The 17,335-nt window shown below is 68.0% G+C and carries 14 protein-coding genes and 1 pseudogene; 9 read left to right on the plus strand and 6 right to left on the minus strand.

Annotation, left to right across the window (positions count from 1 at the left end; all coding sequences use genetic code 11):
* Window positions 1–23: 23 nt before the first annotated feature.
* Together ACZLIF_RS11405 and ACZLIF_RS11410 are read left to right on the plus strand one after the other, a co-directional pair.
* Window positions 24–656, plus strand: coding sequence for a DNA-3-methyladenine glycosylase (locus ACZLIF_RS11405; protein WP_065176091.1), 633 nt, complete (start codon window positions 24–26; stop codon window positions 654–656).
* Window positions 653–847: a hypothetical protein gene (locus ACZLIF_RS11410; protein WP_111186911.1), complete on the plus strand. Its 195-nt coding sequence runs from the start codon at window positions 653–655 to the stop codon at window positions 845–847. The genes ACZLIF_RS11405 and ACZLIF_RS11410 overlap by 4 nt, the downstream gene beginning before the upstream one ends.
* A 44-nt stretch (window positions 848–891) precedes the next feature.
* Here the strand turns inward: ACZLIF_RS11410 and ACZLIF_RS11415 are convergent, their stop codons facing one another.
* Window positions 892–1,683, minus strand: coding sequence for an exodeoxyribonuclease III (locus ACZLIF_RS11415; RefSeq protein ID WP_128989695.1), 792 nt, complete (start codon window positions 1,681–1,683; stop codon window positions 892–894).
* A gap of 127 nt (window positions 1,684–1,810) precedes the next feature.
* Window positions 1,811–2,920, minus strand: coding sequence for a DNA glycosylase AlkZ-like family protein (locus ACZLIF_RS11420; RefSeq protein ID WP_128989693.1), 1,110 nt, complete (start codon window positions 2,918–2,920; stop codon window positions 1,811–1,813).
* Window positions 2,921–2,981: 61 nt separating this feature from the next.
* Here ACZLIF_RS11420 and pip point away from each other — a divergent pair.
* Window positions 2,982–3,940 (plus strand): annotated as a pseudogene (gene pip, locus ACZLIF_RS11425) (prolyl aminopeptidase).
* Between the two features lie 9 nt (window positions 3,941–3,949).
* On the opposite strand, the gene ACZLIF_RS11430 reads toward pip, so the two are convergent.
* From ACZLIF_RS11430 to ACZLIF_RS11445, 4 genes are read right to left on the minus strand one after another with little or no spacing between them, the layout of a single operon-like run.
* A complete protein-coding gene (locus ACZLIF_RS11430; RefSeq protein ID WP_478461959.1) occupies window positions 3,950–5,305 on the minus strand; it encodes a heavy metal sensor histidine kinase in 1,356 nt (451 codons plus the stop codon).
* A 2-nt stretch (window positions 5,306–5,307) separates the two neighbouring features.
* Window positions 5,308–5,997 (minus strand): heavy metal response regulator transcription factor, encoded by a 690-nt coding sequence (locus ACZLIF_RS11435; protein ID WP_053515914.1) that lies wholly within the window; start codon window positions 5,995–5,997, stop codon window positions 5,308–5,310.
* On the minus strand, window positions 5,994–9,107 hold the full coding sequence (locus ACZLIF_RS11440) for a multidrug efflux RND transporter permease subunit (protein ID WP_053515917.1): 3,114 nt from the start codon (window positions 9,105–9,107) through the stop codon (window positions 5,994–5,996). Before ACZLIF_RS11440 ends, ACZLIF_RS11435 begins: the two co-directional genes overlap by 4 nt.
* Complete coding sequence (locus ACZLIF_RS11445) at window positions 9,104–10,285, minus strand: efflux RND transporter periplasmic adaptor subunit (protein ID WP_128989689.1); 1,182 nt, start codon at window positions 10,283–10,285, stop codon at window positions 9,104–9,106. Before ACZLIF_RS11445 ends, ACZLIF_RS11440 begins: the two co-directional genes overlap by 4 nt.
* A 375-nt stretch (window positions 10,286–10,660) precedes the next feature.
* Here ACZLIF_RS11445 and ACZLIF_RS11450 point away from each other — a divergent pair, with 375 nt between their 5' ends.
* From ACZLIF_RS11450 to blaL1, 6 genes are all read left to right on the plus strand, one after another.
* Window positions 10,661–10,960, plus strand: a complete 300-nt coding sequence (locus ACZLIF_RS11450; RefSeq protein WP_065182320.1) for a hypothetical protein — start codon at window positions 10,661–10,663, stop codon at window positions 10,958–10,960.
* A 64-nt stretch (window positions 10,961–11,024) separates the two neighbouring features.
* Window positions 11,025–13,784 (plus strand): magnesium-translocating P-type ATPase, encoded by a 2,760-nt coding sequence (gene mgtA, locus ACZLIF_RS11455; protein WP_478461960.1) that lies wholly within the window; start codon window positions 11,025–11,027, stop codon window positions 13,782–13,784.
* A 30-nt stretch (window positions 13,785–13,814) separates the two neighbouring features.
* On the plus strand, window positions 13,815–14,555 hold the full coding sequence (locus ACZLIF_RS11460; RefSeq protein WP_065176105.1) for an MgtC/SapB family protein: 741 nt from the start codon (window positions 13,815–13,817) through the stop codon (window positions 14,553–14,555).
* Between the two features lie 119 nt (window positions 14,556–14,674).
* Window positions 14,675–15,730: a sensor histidine kinase gene (locus tag ACZLIF_RS11465; RefSeq protein WP_128989685.1), complete on the plus strand. Its 1,056-nt coding sequence runs from the start codon at window positions 14,675–14,677 to the stop codon at window positions 15,728–15,730.
* The gene (locus ACZLIF_RS11470; protein ID WP_065182324.1) at window positions 15,723–16,364 is read left to right on the plus strand and encodes a response regulator transcription factor; all 642 of its coding nucleotides are present in this window, start codon (window positions 15,723–15,725) and stop codon (window positions 16,362–16,364) included. The genes ACZLIF_RS11465 and ACZLIF_RS11470 overlap by 8 nt, the downstream gene beginning before the upstream one ends.
* Before the next feature lie 85 nt (window positions 16,365–16,449).
* Window positions 16,450–17,316: a L1 family subclass B3 metallo-beta-lactamase gene (gene blaL1, locus ACZLIF_RS11475; protein ID WP_128989683.1), complete on the plus strand. Its 867-nt coding sequence runs from the start codon at window positions 16,450–16,452 to the stop codon at window positions 17,314–17,316.
* Window positions 17,317–17,335 lie beyond the last annotated feature (19 nt).

Genomic DNA, 17,335 nt, shown 5'->3' on the forward strand with positions numbered 1-17,335 from the left:
CCGTTCGCCGACCCGCTACCGCCGTGCCTGACTGGCTGCCCGATCACTGGACGCTCCTGCCGCGCCGTTTCTACCAGCGTCCGCCGCAGGAGGTCGCCCCCGAACTCCTGAATGCGCTGCTGATACGCAGCGATGGACGGGCGGCCCGTATCGTCGAGGTCGAGGCCTACGGCGGCAGCCAGGACCCGGCCGCGCACTCCTACCGGGGACCGACGCCGCGGACAGCCAGCATGTTCGGGGAGGCCGGGCATCTGTACGTGTACTTCAGCTACGGCATCCACTGGGGAAGCAACGTGGTGTGCGGGCAGGAACACGAGGGCGTGGCAGTCCTGCTGCGCGCAGCGGAGCCCGTGCAGGGCATCGACAGGATGCGGGAACTCAGGCCAGCCGCACGGCACGACCGCGATCTTGCCAGCGGCCCAGGCAAGCTGTCCCAGGCATTCGGCCTGGACAAGAGCTTCGACGGCGCCGATCTGGTGACGGGCAGCCACGGTGTGGTCATTGCCCGCGACGGCACACCTCCGCCGACGGACCCGGTCATCGGCCCGCGGATCGGCATCAGCCGCGCCGTCGACTTTCCGTGGCGCTGGCATGTCCGCGGCCATCGGCACGTCTCGGCACGCGCCCCCCGGCCTGCATCGGCAGCACGCAGATGACGCCGCTGGACCGGCCACTGCGGCGTGAACTGGAGATCGACGGCCAGCACTACACCCTGACGCTTGATCCGCAGGGCCTGAAGCTGGTGGAGAAAGGCCGGCGCAAGGGTGTGGTCCTGCGCTGGCGTGACCTGGTGTCAGGTGATGCTGCCCTGGCCGCCGCCCTGCAGGCATCGTTGCAGACGCGCTGAGCGGACGCCCCACCACAGTGCCGACAGACAACGCCGGATCCGGATCAGGTGCGCACCGTCACCCACGTTGGCGCGTGATCGCTGGCCTTGTCCTGCAGGCGCACCCAACGATCCACGCCTGCATCCACCATACGTGCCGCCAGGATCGGGTTCAGCAGCAGGTGATCGATGCGCAGTCCCCGGTCGCGCTCGGCATGCTGGCGGAAGTAGTCCCAGAATGTGTAGATCGTGCTGTCACCGTGCACGCTGCGCAGGGCGTCGGTCCAGCCCTGCGCGAGCAGATGCTCGAACTGCTCGCGCACCTCCGGCTGGAACAGCGCGTCGCGGCGCCATGCCTTCGGGTCGTACACATCGGCCTCGGTGGGGATGACGTTGAAATCGCCCAGCAGCACTGCAGGGTGCGGGAGATCGACGAGGCTGCGCGCGTGACGGATCAGGCGCTTCATCCAGCGCAGCTTGTAGTCGAACCTGGGGCCCGGCTGGGGATTGCCGTTGGGCAGGTAGAGACCACCCACGACGATGCCGTGCACCGCCGCTTCCAGATAGCGGCTCTGCACATCCGCCGGTTCGCCCGGCAACCGCCGCCGGCTTTCCACCGGCACCGCATCCCTTGCCAGCAGGGCCACGCCATTCCATCGCGCTTCGCCCAGCCACAGTGCACCGTAGCCGGCCTGTTCCAGCGCATCGGCCGGGAATGCAGCATCCGTGGCCTTCAGCTCCTGCAATGCGACCACGTCCGGCGATGTCCTGTCGAGCCAGGCAAGCAGATGGGGCAAGCGCGTGCCGATACCGTTGACGTTGAACGTGGCGATGCGCAGCGTCTTGCGGCGGGCCATGCAGAACTCCTGAAGCCGGCGGGCAGAGCTACCACTGTGCCTGCGCCGTCATGCAGGCGCCGTCGAGGTCATCGAAACGACGCCCGGCGATCATCGCGAACGCGCCCACAGCAGCCTGCTGCGAGCGCTACCCGGCCCCGCGCCCGCCCGCCAGAAACAGCGCCATGCGCTGCAGCTCATCCTCCAGCGCACTGCGGAACAGCCGGTCGCGCGCCAGTGAGCGCCCCGCATAGCCGAGCGATGGCTCAAGCTGGCCGTCGCGGACAGTCACATTGGCCCACCCCACCACCTGCTCGCGCCACAACATCGGCAGCGCGTAGTAGCCATACTGGCGCTTGGGCGCCGGCGTGTAGGCCTCGAACCTGTAGACCCAGCCCCACAGCAGCTCGAACCGCCGGCGGTCCCAGACCACCGGATCGAACGGCGCCAGCAGGCGTACCTGCTCGTCCGGCGCATGCCGTCGTGAGCGCGGATTCTCGTCCGCCGGCCAGTACCACGTGGTGCCCTCCACGGTAGCGCTCGCCAGCTGTTCTTTCGCCAGCTTCAGCGCCTGCCGGGTCTGCTCGGCCAGATGCGGTGCGCCGTAGCCCAGCAGCCGGGCCAGGTAGGTCAGGCTGGCCGATGGAAGCGGCGCGTACTTGCGCACGATCAGCGCGACCAGTGCCGCCGCGCGCCGCACGCGCCCGTCCTCGCTGTCCTCCGCCGGCGCATGCTCGGCCACGCTGTAGATGCGCGTTCCGCTGTCGCGCCGCTGCACCCGCAGCAGGCCGCGATAGTGCATGCCCTCCAGCAGATGCGTGCTGGCGTTGCTGGTGCCGCCCCAGTAGTTGGTCACCCGGCCGTGCGCGAACGCCTGGTCGACCTCGCGCGGATGCACGCTGCCACGTTCGCGCACGAACGCCAGCACATCCGCCGCACGGCGTTCGGTGTCCGCGTCCCATGCGCGCCGGGCGACGCGGGGATGCATCAACGCCAGGTACTCGCGCGGCAGGAAGCCGTAGTTGACCAGGCAGTCCTCCTCTACCGGCAGGCGAGGGTAACGCCGCTCGAGGTCACCGGCCCGATAGTCCTTCACCCGATGCCGCAGTGTCAGATCCTGTGCCCGGGCCGGCGCGCGGATCGGATCGGCCTGTACGAAGCCCAGCCGCCGGATCGCGGCCATCAACGTTGTTGGCGGGAACAGGGTGCGCGCCACCGCGTAGCGGCGCAGATCGTCGAGAGTGGGCTGCCTGGACATGACGCCATTGTAGGCGCGCGCCGGGGGTATGCTGTCAGGCCCCGGTCCACTGACGTCCATCATGCGCACGTTGTATCCCCCGATCACGCCCTATCGCGAGCACACTCTGCCCGTGAGCACGCTGCACACCCTGCATGTCGAAGAGTGCGGGACGCCCGACGGCATTCGGTGGTGTATCTGCATGGCGGTCCCGGTGCCGGCATCTCACCCACGCATCGTCGCTTCTTCGACCCGGCGCGGTACCGCATCGTGCTGATCGACCAGCGCGGCAGCGGCCGTTCCACCCCGTTCGGCGAACTGCGCGACAACACCACGCAGGAACTGGTCGCCGATATCGAGAAGGTACGTGAGCACCTCGGTATCGAGCGCTGGCTGGTGTATGGCGGCTCCTGGGGCTCGACGTTGTCGCTGGCGTACGCGCAGGCCCATCCCGCCCGCGCCACCGGCCTCATCGTGCGCGGCGTGTACCTGGGGCGGGACATCGAGAACCAATGGTTTTCCGAGCCGCAGGGCGGTGCGCGCTGGATATTTCCGGAGCGCTGGGACCGCTATGAAGCGCACATTCCCGAAGACGAGCGCGGCAACCTGCTGCAGGCGTACTGGACACGCCTGGACAGCCCGGACCCCGCCATCCGCATTGCTGCCGCAATGGCGTGGCTGGGCTGGGAGGACAATGCTGCGACCCTGCAGCACGAGGTGACCGCCGAATCCAGCAGCGACCCGATGGATACCCTGGCCAAGGCCCGGATAGAAGCGCACTACTTCCGCAACGGGGCCTTCCTTGAGCCCGGCCAGCTGCTGCGCGATGTGGAGCGGATCCGCCACCTCCCGGCGGTGATCGTACAGGGCCGCTACGACATCATCTGTCCGCCACGCAGCGCGTGGGAACTGGCCAAGGCGTGGCCGGAAGCCAGGCTGGAGATGGTGATTGCCGGCCACAGTGCGAACGAAGCGGCCACGACCGACGCGCTGGTGCGCGCGACCGACGACTTCGCCGACCGTTTCGGCCAGCCCGGCTGAATCGCTCCTTCATCGTGCCACGGTGAAGCCGACCGTCGTCAGACCGTCCGAACTGGCCACGAACACTTCGCCGCCATGCAGTGCGGCGATGGCCTTGACGATGGACAACCCCAGCCCGTGATGGCGCTCGCCCCGATACTCACGGGCCTGGTCGACCCGGTAGAAGCGCTCGAACAGCAGGGGCAGATGCTCGGCGGCGATGCCGTTGCCTTCATTCAGCACGGCCACCCGCACGCCCTCGCCTTCGGACTGCAGCTGCACACGCACGTCGCTGCCTGGACGCGCATGCTGCACGGCGTTGTGCAACAGGTTGGTCAGCGCGCGGCGGAACAACGACGGATCGATGCGGGCGATGGCGTCGCCTTCGACATGCAACGTCAGCTGGGCCTCTTCGAACAGGAATTCCATGAATTCACCGGCGGTGGCGACCTCGTCTGCCAGCTGGACCTGACGCGTTTCCACCGCGATATCGCCCTGGCCGGCCCGCGACAGGAACAACATATCGTTGACGATCGCACGCAGGCGCTCCAGTTCCTCCAGGTTGGACTGCATGACCTCCTGCAGCGCCGCCACATCACGCGGACGGGACAGGGCCACCTGGGTCTGTCCCATCAGATTGGCCAGGGGGGTGCGCAGCTCGTGCGCGACGTCCGCGTTGAACCCGTCCAGCCGCGTGTACGCTGCTTCCAACCGATCCAGCGCGCCGTTGAAGGCCTGCGTGAGGTGGCCCAGTTCGGCCGGCAGTCCCTGCGCGGCCAGGCGCTGCGACAGCCGCTGCGGGCTGAGCGAGCGTGCCTCGTTGGACAGCGCCCGCAGCGGGGCCAGCCCCAGCCGGGCGATCCAGTAGCCAAGCCCGGCCACCAGCAGCACGCCCAGCCCGCCGGCCACCCACAACGCAACGCCGAAGCGCTGCAGCGCCTGCGTATAGGGCTCCGAGTCGATGCCGATCCACAGGTCCACATCCGGTCGCGCGCCCTTGCCCGGCACCCGCTCATACAGCGTGCGCAGCGGGTGCCCGCCCTCACGCGGCAGCGTGCCCATGCCGTTGTCACCCTTGCCGGGGGCCTGCACCTGCGGCTCTGCCTGGCCGATGCGGAATGTGGGGTTCTCGCTCCATGCCCAGACCAGGGTGTCGCGGTCGCCTGAGATCAGGTTGCCGACCTTCTCGCGCACCTTGGTCCAGCGCTCGGTGCTGTCGCACATCGCGACGCTGCCACTGACCGCGTGCAGCTTGGTCTGCAGTTCCGCATGCTGGTACCGCACCACCTGCCGCTCGAGCACGCCATAGACGCCCACGCCCAGCAGAGCAAACACCAGCAATGCGGCCAGCGCGAACATCGCCGACAGGCGCTGGGCGATCGACATCCTCATCCCCGCCCACCCTCGTCCTCGCGCACTTCCAGCACGTAGCCCATGCCGCGCACGGTATGCAGCAGCTTGCTCGGGTAAGGGCCGTCGATCTTGCCGCGCAGGCGCTTGATCGCCACTTCGACCACATTGGTATTGCTGTCGAAATTGATGTCCCAGACCTGGGCGGCAATCACCGTCTTGGACAGGATCTGGCCCCGCCGCTGTGCCAGCAGCGCCAGCAGCGCGAACTCCTTGCCGGTCAGGTCCAGCCGCGAGCCATCGCGGTAGGCCCGCCGGGCCAGCAGGTTCACCTGCAGATCGCCCACCTGCAGTTCGGTCGGCTCCTGCTGGCGCCCACGCCGCACCAGGGCCTGCAGCCGCGCCAGCAGTTCGATGAACGAGAACGGCTTGACCAGGTAGTCGTCGGCGCCCTGCCCCAGGCCGTGCACGCGATCATCCACGCGGTCGCGCGCGGTCAGCATGATCACCGGTGTCTGCTTGCTGCGGCGCAGCTCGCGCAGCACGCTGAAGCCATCCATGCCCGGCAGCATCACATCCAGCACGATCACGTCGTAGTCGAACTCGCGCGCCAGGTGCAGGCCGGTGACACCGTCGGCAGCCAGGTCCACCGCCCAGCCCTGCTCGCCCAGGCCGGTGCGCAGGTAATGGGCGGTCTTGCCTTCATCTTCCACGATCAGCAGTTTCATCCAGGGTCCGCCAGGGCAGCGCCCGCCGCCTCCCTGCGCTCGCGGCGACGCTGCAGGAACAGGCGGTCCAGGGCCAGGTAGATCACCGGGGTACTGTACAGGGTCAACAGCTGGCTGATCAGCAGGCCACCGACCACCGCCACGCCCAGCGGCTGGCGCAGTTCCGAACCCGTACCGAAACCGATCATCAGCGGAATGGCACCGAGCAACGCGGCCAGCGTGGTCATCATGATCGGGCGGAACCGGGTCAGGCAGGCCTCGTGGATCGCCTCCAGCGGCGCCAGCCCGCGGTTGCGCTGTGCGTCGAGGGCGAAGTCGACCATCAGGATGCCGTTCTTCTTGACGATGCCGATCAGCAGCACGATGCCGATCAGCGCCATGATCGAGAAGTCCAGCCCCCACAGCCAGAGCATCAGCACCGCGCCGATGCCGGCCGACGGCAGAGTGGACAGGATGGTCAGCGGGTGCACGAAACTCTCGTACAGCACGCCGAGGATGATGTAGACCGCCAGCAGGGCCGCGAGGATCAGCAGCGGCTGGCTGGCCAGCGACTCCTGGAAGGCCTGTGCCGTGCCCTGGAAGCGGCCGCTGATGCTGGCAGGCATGCCGATCTGCGCCTGCGCCTGCTCCACCAGGCCGACCGCTTCGCCCAGTGAAACGCCGGGGGCCAGATTGAAGGACAGGTTCACCGCCGGCAGCATGCCGTTATGGCTGATCGACAGCGGACCATTGCCCGGGGGCTGCACCTGGGCCACGGCCGACAGCGGCACCATCTGCCCGGTCAGCGGCGAACGCAGGTGGAAGTAGGACAGCGCATCGACCTGCCCCAGCATGCCCGGCGCGATTTCCAGGATGACCCGGTACTGGTTGGTTTCAGTCTGGAACTCGTTGATCTGGCGCTGGCCGAAGGCATCGTAGAGCACCTGGTCGATGTCGTTGGCGGTCAGGCCGAAGCGCGCCGCTGCCGTGCGGTCGATCTCCAGCCGGGTCACGCTGGCGCCGACCTGCTGGTCATTGGACACGTCGCGCAGCTGCGGCAGGCCCCGCAGCCGCTCGGTCAGCTGCTCGGCCCACTGCGACAGCTCGCGGCTGTCCTGTCCGCGCAGGGCATACTGGTACTGCGTCCGCGCCGGCCCGGCGCCGAGATTGATGTCCTGCGCCGCGCGCATGTACACGGTGATGCCGGGCACGCTGGCCATCTTCGCCCGCACCCGGTCAATGAAGCCGTGCACGTCCACATCGCGGTCGCCGCGGTCCTTCAGCACGAACCAGAAGCGGCCGTTGGACAGCGTCTGGCTGCCGGCAGTGGCGCCGACCGCGTGGTTGTAGGCCTGCAGGGCCGGATCATCCGCAACGATGCGCGCGAGCTGCTGGTGCTTGGCCACCATGTCCTCGTAGCCGATGTCCTGCGCCGCCTCGGTGGTGGCGAACACGAAGGCGGTGTCCTGCAGGGGAAAGAAGCCTTTGGGAATCACTATGTAAGAGGCCACCGCCACCGCCACGGTCAGGCCGAAGCCTGCCAGCACCAGCCGCTGGCGGCGCAGGGCCCATTGCAGGCTGCGGTCGTAGCCGGCCAGCAGGCGCCCGGCCAGGGTCCGCTCGCTGTCCCGGTGCGCCGGCATGCGCTTCATCAGGTGCGCGGCCATCATCGGTGCCAGGGTCAGCGAGGCGACGATGGAAATCAGGATCGCCACGGTGATGGTCAGCGCGAACTCGGCGAACAGGCGCCCGACCACCCCGCCCATGAACAGCAGCGGGATGAAGGCGGCAATCAACGACAGGCTGATCGAGACCACGGTGAAGCCGATTTCGCCGGCGCCCTTCAGGGCGGCGTCCACCGGACCAAGCCCGGCCTCGCGGTGACGGTGGATGTTCTCCACCACGACGATCGCGTCGTCGACCACGAAGCCGACCGCAACCACCAGTGCCACCAAGGTCAGGTTGTTGAGGCTGAAGCCGGCCACGTACATCGCGGCGAAGGTCGCCACCAGCGCGACCACCAGTACCGCGCCGACGATCAGCGTGGCGGAAAGCTGGCGCAGGAACAGGCCCATCACCAGCACCACCAGCACGATGGTCAGTACCAGGGTGAGCTCCACTTCGTGCAGCGACGCGCGGATGGTGCGCGTACGGTCGTTGAGCACCTCCACATCGACGCTGGCCGGGAGGTTCGCGCTCAGTTCCGGCAAGGCGGCCAGCACCGCATCGGTGGTGCGCACGATGTTCGCGCCGGGCTGCCGGCTGATGATCAGGCCGACCCCAGGCTGGCCGTTCGGCCACGCCTGCACGTAGGCATTCTCGGCGCCGTCGATCACCTGCGCGACATCACCCAGCGCCACCGGTGCGCCGTCACGATAGGCAACGACCAGGCGCCGGTAGTCCTGGGCACTGAACAGCTGGTCGTTGGCTTCGAAGGTGGACGTGCGCTGCTCGCCCATCAGTGCACCCTTGGCCTGGTTGAGGCTGGCGTTCTGCGCCACGCCACGCAGGTCGGACAGGGTCAGGCCCATCGCCGCCAGCCGCTCCGGCTGGGCCTGGATGCGGATCGCCGGACGCTGCTGGCCGACGATGCCGACCTCCGAAACGCCGCTGATCTGGCTGATCGAGCGTGCGAGGCGGCTCTCGGCCAGATCGCTCAGTTCGGTCATCGACATCTGGGTCGACACCACGCTGAGCACCAGGATGGGACTGTCGGCCGGATTCACCTTGCGCCAGGTCGGCATGTTCGGCAGTTCACTGGGCAGGCGGCCGGCGGCGGCGTTGATCGCCGCCTGCACTTCCTGCGCGGCCGTGTCGATGTTCTTTTCCAGATCGAACTGCAGGGTGATCGAAGTGCTGCCCAGTGCACTGGTCGAGGTCATCTCGATGATGCCGGGCACGCCCGTCAGCTGGGTTTCCAGTGGCGTGGCCACCGCCGAGGCCATGGTCTCGGCGCTGGCACCGGGCAGATTGGCATTGACCCGGATGGTCGGGAACTCAGCCTCCGGCAACGGCGCCACCGGCAGGCGCGGCAATGCTGCCACGCCCAGCAGCACCACCGCCAGGGTCAACAGGGTCGTGGCGACCGGGTGATGAACGAACCAGCTGGACAGCGAGGTGCGCGCGCTCACGGTGCCGCCCCGCGCCGGACCGCTGCAGGCGCTGCGGCGGGTTTGGCCTCGGCCACCACCGTGCCCGGCCGCAGCCGCGACTGTCCGTCGCTTACCACCACGTCGCCGACCCGCAGCTCACCCTGCACGACCACCTGCCCGCCGTCCTGTTCACCGACCGTGACCGGCAGCGATTCCACGCTGCCATCAGCGACCACGCGGTAGACGAAGCTGCCCTGCACGCCACGCTGGATCGCCGCGGCATCCAGCACCAGCGCGCCCGTACTTTGACCGGTGCGCACCCGCACGCTGACCAGCTGTCCGGGCCACAGCTGGTCGGACGCATTGCTGAAGCGCGCGCGCAGCCGCACCGTACCGGAGGCCTCGTCCACCTGGTTGTCGATCACCTGCAACGTGCCCTCAGCCAGCAGCTGGCCACCCTCGCGGTCCAGTGCCTGCACCTGTGCGCCGCCTGCGGCGAGCGCCTGTCGCAGCTGCGGCAGCGCGTCCTGCGGCAGCGCGAACACCACCGAGATCGGATCGGTCTGCTGCACGGTCACCAACCCCTGCGTATCACTGGCGCGCACCAGGTTGCCCGGATCCACCTGGCGCAGGCCGATGCGGCCGTCCATCGGCGCCACGATGCGCGTATACGAGAGCTGCACCTGTGCTGCGTCCACCGCAGCCTGGTTGCCGCGGCCGGTGGCCTGCAACTGCTGCACGGTGGCGGCCTGCTGCTCCAGCATCTGCCGCGACACCAGCTGGTCGCTGGACAGATGCTGCAGCCGTGACAGATCCGAGCGCGCCGCGTCCAGCGTGGCGCGGTCGCGCACCAGCGCCGCCTGTGCACCGCCCAGACCGGCACGGATGGCACGATCATCGATACGCGCGAGCAGTTGCCCCTTGCGCACCTTCTGCCCTTCCTCGAACAGCACTTCGGTCAGCACGCCATCCACCTGCGGGCGCAGCACGGTGCTCTGCAGCGACTGCACCGTGCCGACGCCGCTTCGCCAGTGGGGGACATCACGCTGCTCGACGCGCGTGGTGACCACCGGTACCGGTGGTGGTGCCGCGCTGGGCTGTGCGTCGCCGCGGGAAACGCCGTGGAACAACATCGCCAGCAACAGGGCAACCAGCAGTGCCGCTCCCAGCGCGAGGTGGCGGCGGCGCAGCAGCGCAGTGACATCAGGCAATCGCATGGCAGGGGGTCCAATCCGGTGCCCGCGCCGGTCTGCGCAGGCCTGCCGTCATCCTGGGTGGCAACCTCCGGCACCATGCTGTCGCCTGCCTGACAATTCCGTCAGCTTCGACTGCGGCCGCTATACCAAGGTATAGCGACGCTAACCCACGGGCCTCTAGGCCGTGCCCGGCCAGCGGCCGACAATGGCACCACCGCCGGGAAACGCGCCCGGCAGCCCCTTCCCACCTGCACGGAGACGCCGATGGATCCCGACCCTGCCGGGCGCAACGCGCCCCTGCCTGCCTGTTTCCGCCCGTACCGGGCGCCTGGCGGCCGGTCCCTGCCTGCGTGAGTGCGGGGGGCCGCCAGGCGCACCTGCCTGGAGAGTGCCCCCATGTCCTGCAAGACCCTCTACATCACCCTGCGCCGCCTGATGGGTACGCGCGATGTCACCGCCCTGCGCAGCCAGCTGTGGGTGCATGGCCCAGTGCTGTTTGCGCGTTCGCTGGCGCTGGGCTCGCCACGCGTGGTGGCCGACGTCCTTTCGTTGCTGCCGATCAGCGAGCGCATCAGCGTCCTGCGCCATCTGCCCTACCCCCTCCGCGACGCGATGAAGCCGCTGTGCATCGGCGGCAGCCAGCGCCTTCGCATGCAGCCCTGGTCGCCTGACGTACTGGCCCTGCGCTCCGCCTGAACGGCGACGCGACGCCCTGCCCCCTGCGTGCCGGTCCTGCGCCGGCCCCATCAAGGAGTTCCCCATGAGCCTGCTCAATGCCTGGTTCAACGCTTTCCTGCGCAGCCGGCGCGCCGGCAACCTGTTCCGGCGCCGGGCGATGCCCGAAGCCGGCTTCGGTCCCGGCAACAGCGGGAGCGTACCGTTCAACCTCACCGCCGGACTGGTCACCTTGGCGCAGCTCGATGAAGCGCACCTGCTGAGCAGGCTGGACTCGCACGCCGATGGCCTGGGCCAGCACCAGGCGGACGAACGGCTGGCCGCCCTCGGCCCGAACGAAGTCGATCACGAAAAGCCACTGCCGTGGTGGCGCCACCTGTGGCAGTGCTACCGCAATCCGTTCAACCTGCTGTTGACCGTGCTGGCAGCGGTCTCCTGGCTGACGGAGGATGCGAAGGCCACGGTGGTGATCGGCGCGATGGTGCTGTTGTCCACCCTGATCCGCTTCGTCCAGGAAGGGCGTTCCAACCGCGCCGCTGAACGGCTGAAGGCACTGGTGGGGAACACGGCGCGTGTACTGCGGCGCACCCCTGGAACGGAAGCGGCAGACCTGGCCGATCAGTACTTCGGTGCGCACCTGCACAGCCGGCGGCCCTCACGGCTGCTGGACCTGCCGATCCGCGAGCTGGTACCCGGCGATCACCTCGTGCTCTCGGCCGGCGACATGATTCCGGCCGACTGCCGGGTGCTGTCGGCCAAGGATCTGTTCGTGGCCCAGGCGGCCATGACCGGGGAATCACTGCCGGTGGAGAAGTTCGCCCATCCGGGCGATGCGCAGGCCGGCCTGCTCGATCAGCACAACCTGCTGTTCATGGGTACCAACGTGGTCTCCGGCACGGCCACCGCAGTGGTACTGGCTACCGGCAACCGCACCTATTTCGGCACTCTGGCCGAGCGCAGCATCGCCAGCGACCGTGCGCCCACGGCCTTCCAGGCCGGGGTCAACAGTGTCAGCTGGCTGCTGATCCGCTTCGCCCTGGTGATGGTGCCGTTCGTGCTGCTGGTCAATGGCTGGACCAAGGGTGACTGGACCGAAGCCTTCCTGTTTGCCCTGTCGGTGGCGGTCGGCCTGACCCCGGAAATGCTGCCGATGATCGTCACCTCCACCCTGGCCAAGGGGGCGGTGCTGCTGTCGCGCCGCAAGGTGATCGTCAAGCGCCTGGACGCCATCCAGAACTTCGGTGCCATGGACGTGCTGTGCACCGACAAGACCGGCACGCTCACCCAGGACCGGATCGCCCTGGAACGGCATACCGACGTGTTCGGCCGTGACTCGGAAGACGTGCTGAAGTTCGCCTATCTCAACAGCCACTTCCAGACCGGCCTGATCAATCTGCTGGACCGCGCCGTGCTGGAGCACGTGGAACTGCAGAGCTCGCTGCGCCTGAGCCAGGACTACCGGAAGGTGGACGAGATACCGTTCGACTTCGAGCGCCGCCGCATGTCGGTCGTGGTATCCGAATGCGGGAATCACCATGAGCTGATCTGCAAGGGCGCGGTCGAGGAGATGCTCGCGGTGTGCTCCACCGTGCGCGAGAACGGCCACGACATGCCACTGGACGAACAGCGGCTGGCGCGGGTCCGGCAGACCACCGAGGAACTGAACGAACAGGGCCTGCGGGTGGTGGCGGTGGCGATGAAGGAAACCAGCGCGCAGCAGGCGACCTACACCCAGTCCGACGAATGTGGACTGACCCTGATCGGCTACGTGGCCTTTCTTGATCCGCCCAAGGAATCGGCTGCACAGGCACTGCAGGCACTGGCGATGCATGGCGTCGAGGTCAAGGTGTTCACCGGCGACAACGAACTGGTCACCGCCCGTGTCTGTGCCCAGGTCGGACTCGACGCGGACACGATCCTGACCGGCCCGCAGATCGAACGCATGGGCGATGAAGCGCTGGCACACGCCCTGCAGCACCACCGCGTGTTTGCCCGCCTGACGCCGCTGCACAAGGAACGACTGGTACGCCAGCTGCGCGCGCAGGGCAAGGTGGTCGGCTTTCTCGGCGACGGCATCAATGATGCGCCCGCGCTGCGCGCCGCCGACATCGGCATCAGCGTCGACAGCGCCGTGGACATCGCCAAGGAAGCGGCCGACATCATCCTGCTGGAAAAGAACCTGATGGTGCTGGAGGAAGGCGTGATCCAGGGCCGGCGCACCTTCTGCAACATGCTCAAGTACATCCGCATGACCGCCAGCTCCAACTTCGGCAACGTGTTCTCGGTGCTGGTAGCGTCCGCCTTCCTGCCGTTCCTGCCGATGCTGCCGCTGCAGCTGCTGGTGCAGAACCTGCTGTACGACGTTTCGCAGATTGCCATTCCGTTCGACAACGTGGACGAGGAACTGGTGCGGCAGCCGCTGAAATGGAACCCGGCGGACATCGGCCGCTTCATGGTGTTCTTCGGACCGATCAGCTCGGTCTTCGACCTCAGCTGCTTCGCCCTGATGTGGTATGTGTTCGACGCTCGCACACCCGCCGACCAGGGCCTGTTCCAGTCAGGCTGGTTCGTCGTTGGCCTGCTGACCCAGACCCTGATCGTGCACATGATCCGCACGCCGAAGCTGCCGTTCCTGCAGAGCATCGCCGCGCCACCGCTGCTGCTGATGACGGGACTGATCATGGCTCTGGGCGTGATCCTGCCGATGAGCCCGCTGGCCGCCTACTTCAGGCTGCAGGCACTGCCGGCAGGGTATTGGCCGTTCCTGGTGGCGATCCTGTTCGGCTATGCCGCACTGACCACTGCACTGAAGAAGCTCTACATCCGTCGCTACGGCTGGCAGTAGGCGTTGCCGGCCGTGCCTGGGGAGATCCTGATGTCCGCCATCAACCTGAACCTGCCCGCGTTCAACGCCGGCGCCACGCTCGGCTCGCTGCTGAGCCTGTCCACCGCCTTCGTCCTCGGTGCCGCCATCGGCCTGGAGCGCCAGCTGCGCCAACGTACCGCAGGGCTGCGCACCAACACGCTGGTAGCCGTCGGCGCAGCGGTGTTCGTCGACCTGGCTGTCCGTTTCCACGACCTGTACGGCGGGCCGCCGTCGCCGCTGCACGTGGTCGCCTACGTGATCTCCGGTGTCGGCTTCCTGGGCGCGGGCGCGATCATGAAGGAGGGCGCGCAGGTCTCGGGCCTGAACACCGCCGCCACCCTGTGGGGCTCGGCGGCAGTGGGGGCCTGTGCCGGCATCAAGCTGTTGCCGGAGGCGGTGATGGCCACGCTGTTCGTGCTCGCCGCCAACACGCTGCTGCGGCCGGTGGTCAACCGCATCCAGCGGCAGCCCTTGCCGGAGACGTTCAGCGAAGCTGTCTATGCCATCAATGTCGTCTGCCAGCGCGAACAGCAGGCCGAGGTACTGGATCGCCTGCTGCTGTTGCTGGAACAGGCCCAGTACCCCGTGCGCGCGGTGGACCACCATCCCTTCGGCGAGCGCGATGTGGAGATCGAAGCGGTGCTGTATGCCACCACCGCCGATGGCGACGAGCTGGATGCGGTCCTGGCGGCGTTATCCACCACGCCCGGCGTCCTGCAGGGGTTCTGGAATGCCAGCCTGGAGGAGTGACGCGAGATCATCGCGCGCACGTGCAGCGCGGCAGCCGCTGCCGTCCAGGTGCACACGCCCAGCCACGGGAGGCAGAGCCAGCTTTGCTATCCTTTCCATCCCGCCAGGGAGCTGTCCCGATGCCTTCGCTGTCGTCCCGCCGTCCACTGGTGCTGCTGGCCTTGATCGTCTCCGTAGTGGCGATCTTCCTGCTCGACACGTTGACCGACTACGCGGTGGCAGCCGCCTGCTTCTATGCAGCGGTGATCCTGGCAGCCTCGCGGGTGCTTTCGCCGCGCGGATTGCTGGCCCTGGCCGTAGCCTGTGTCGCCCTGACCGGCCTGAGCTTCGTGCTGACGCGTTTCGGCACCTACCGCATCGGTCTGGTCAATTCGGTGATCGGCATGCTGGTGATCGCCATCACCACCTGGCTGACGCTGAAAATGGAAGCCGCCAAGGCCGCCGTGCAGGAGGCGCAGGCACGCCTGCTGCGGGTCGCCCGCGCGTCCACCGTCGGCGAGCTGACCACGTCCATCGCGCATGAGGTGAACCAGCCGCTGGCGGCCATTGCCAGCAGCGCCGACGCCTGCCAGCGCTGGCTGGCGCAGGAACCGCCGAATGTTGACAAGGCACGGCAGGCGCTGTCACGCATCCTCGCCGACGCGCATCGTGCCGGCGATGTGATCGCCCGCATCCGCGGACTGACCCGGGGTGCGGCACCCCAGCGCGACACCTTCGACCTGAATCAGGCCGTGGAGGAAATGCTTGCGCTGTCGCGCAGCGAACTCGACCAGCATGGGGTGACCGTGGCCCTGCTGCTGGAGCCGGACCTGCCGCCGGTGCAGGCCGACCGCGTGCAGGTGCAGCAGGTGATCGGCAACCTGATTCTCAATGCCGTCGATGCGATGGAAGGCGTAGCGGTGGCCGAACGCCGGCTGTCACTGCTGAGCCGGCGCGACGGGCAACGGATCACCCTGAGCGTGCGCGACCGTGGCATCGGCCTGCCGGCGGAACAGCCGGAGCGCGTGTTCGAGGCGTTCTGGACCACGAAGTCGAGCGGACTGGGCCTGGGCCTGAGCTTGAGCCGCTCCATGATCGAGGCCAATGACGGCCACATCCGCGCGGAACGCGTTGCCGGCGGTGGCGCCTGCTTCGTGTTCGACCTGCCTGTTGCCATCGGGGACCGCCATGCGTAGACCCGCTGCACCGGCCGTCGAGCCGGCGCCCATCGTGTACGTGATCGACGATGATCCCTCGGTGCGCGCGGCGCTGGAGGATCTGCTGGCCTCGATGGGCCTGCAGGTACGGGGCTTCGCGTCCACCCAGGCGTTCCTCGAACAACCGCTGCTGGATGCGCCCGCTTGCCTGGTGCTGGATGTGCGCATGCCGGGCCAGAGCGGCCTGGAATTCCACCGCGGCATGCGCCAGCGTGGCCTGCACCTGCCGGTGGTGTTCATCACCGGCCACGGTGACATCGCGATGGGTGTCAACGCGATCAAGGACGGTGCGATCGAGTTCCTGACCAAGCCCTTCCGCGACCAGGAACTGCTGGATGCGATCCACAAGGGCATCGGCATCGATCGCCAGCGCCGCCGCGAAGGCGACGAACTGGGCGCCCTCCAGCAGCGCTGGGAGTCGCTGTCGGCCGGCGAGCGCGACGTGGTGGATGGCGTGGTCCGGGGCCGGCTCAACAAGCAGATCGCTGCGGACCTGGGCGTCAGCGAGATCACGGTGAAGGTGCGCCGCGCCCAGGTGATGCGCAAGATGGGCGCGCGCACGCTGGTCGACCTGGTCCGCCTGTACGACCGGCTGCGGGCCGGGCTGGACTAGCCTTATGGGAGCCATGAAATCTATGCGGAACGCGGCCGACGAGGCCCATGCTAGTTTCTGCGCCTCCTCCCAGCGAACCTTCACGATGCGCTCTTTCCTGCCTGCCCTCGTCCTTGCCGTGGCGGTCCCGCCGCTACATGCGGCAGAGCCGCCCTTGCCCCAGCTGCATGCCTACACGGTAGATGCTTCATGGCTGCAGCCGATGAGGCCGCTGCAGATCGCCGACCACACCTGGCAGATCGGCACCGAAAACCTGACCGCACTGCTGGTACAGACCGACGACGGCGCGGTGCTGATCGATGGCGGCATGCCGCAGATGGCCGATCACCTGCTGGCCAACCTGCAGCAGCGCGGCGTCGCACCGCAGCAGCTGCGCTGGATCCTGCTCAGCCATGCCCATGCCGACCACGCCGGTGCGGTGGCCGAACTCAAGCGCCGCACCGGCGCGCAGATCGCCAGCAACGCCGAAACGGCCGTCCTGCTGGCGCGCGGGGGCAGCAACGATCTGCACTTCGGCGATGACATCACCTTCCCTCCGACCAATGCCGACCGCATCCTGATGGACGGCGAGGTCGTTTCGCTGGGCGGAATGCACTTCACCGCGCATTTCATGCCGGGTCACACACCGGGCAGCACCGCCTGGACCTGGAACGACACCCGCGATGGCAGGCCGGTACGCATTGCCTATGCGGACAGCCTCAGTGCGCCGGGCTACCGGTTGCAGGGCAATCCCCGCTATCCGCACCTGATCGAGGACTATCGCCGCAGCTTCGCGACCGTGCGCCGCCTGCCCTGCGACGTGCTGTTGACCCCGCATCCTGGCGCCAGCGGCTGGGACTATGCCGCAGGCGCCAAGGCCAGTGCCGCAGCGATGCGCTGCAGCGCCTACGCGGATTCAGCCGAGCGCAGTTTCGAGGCACAGCTGGCCAGGGAACGCGACAACGCGCACTGAAGCCGTGGCGGCCTGTGAG

It is taken from the genome of Stenotrophomonas sp. 2201_Sma, from assembly GCF_056486685.1.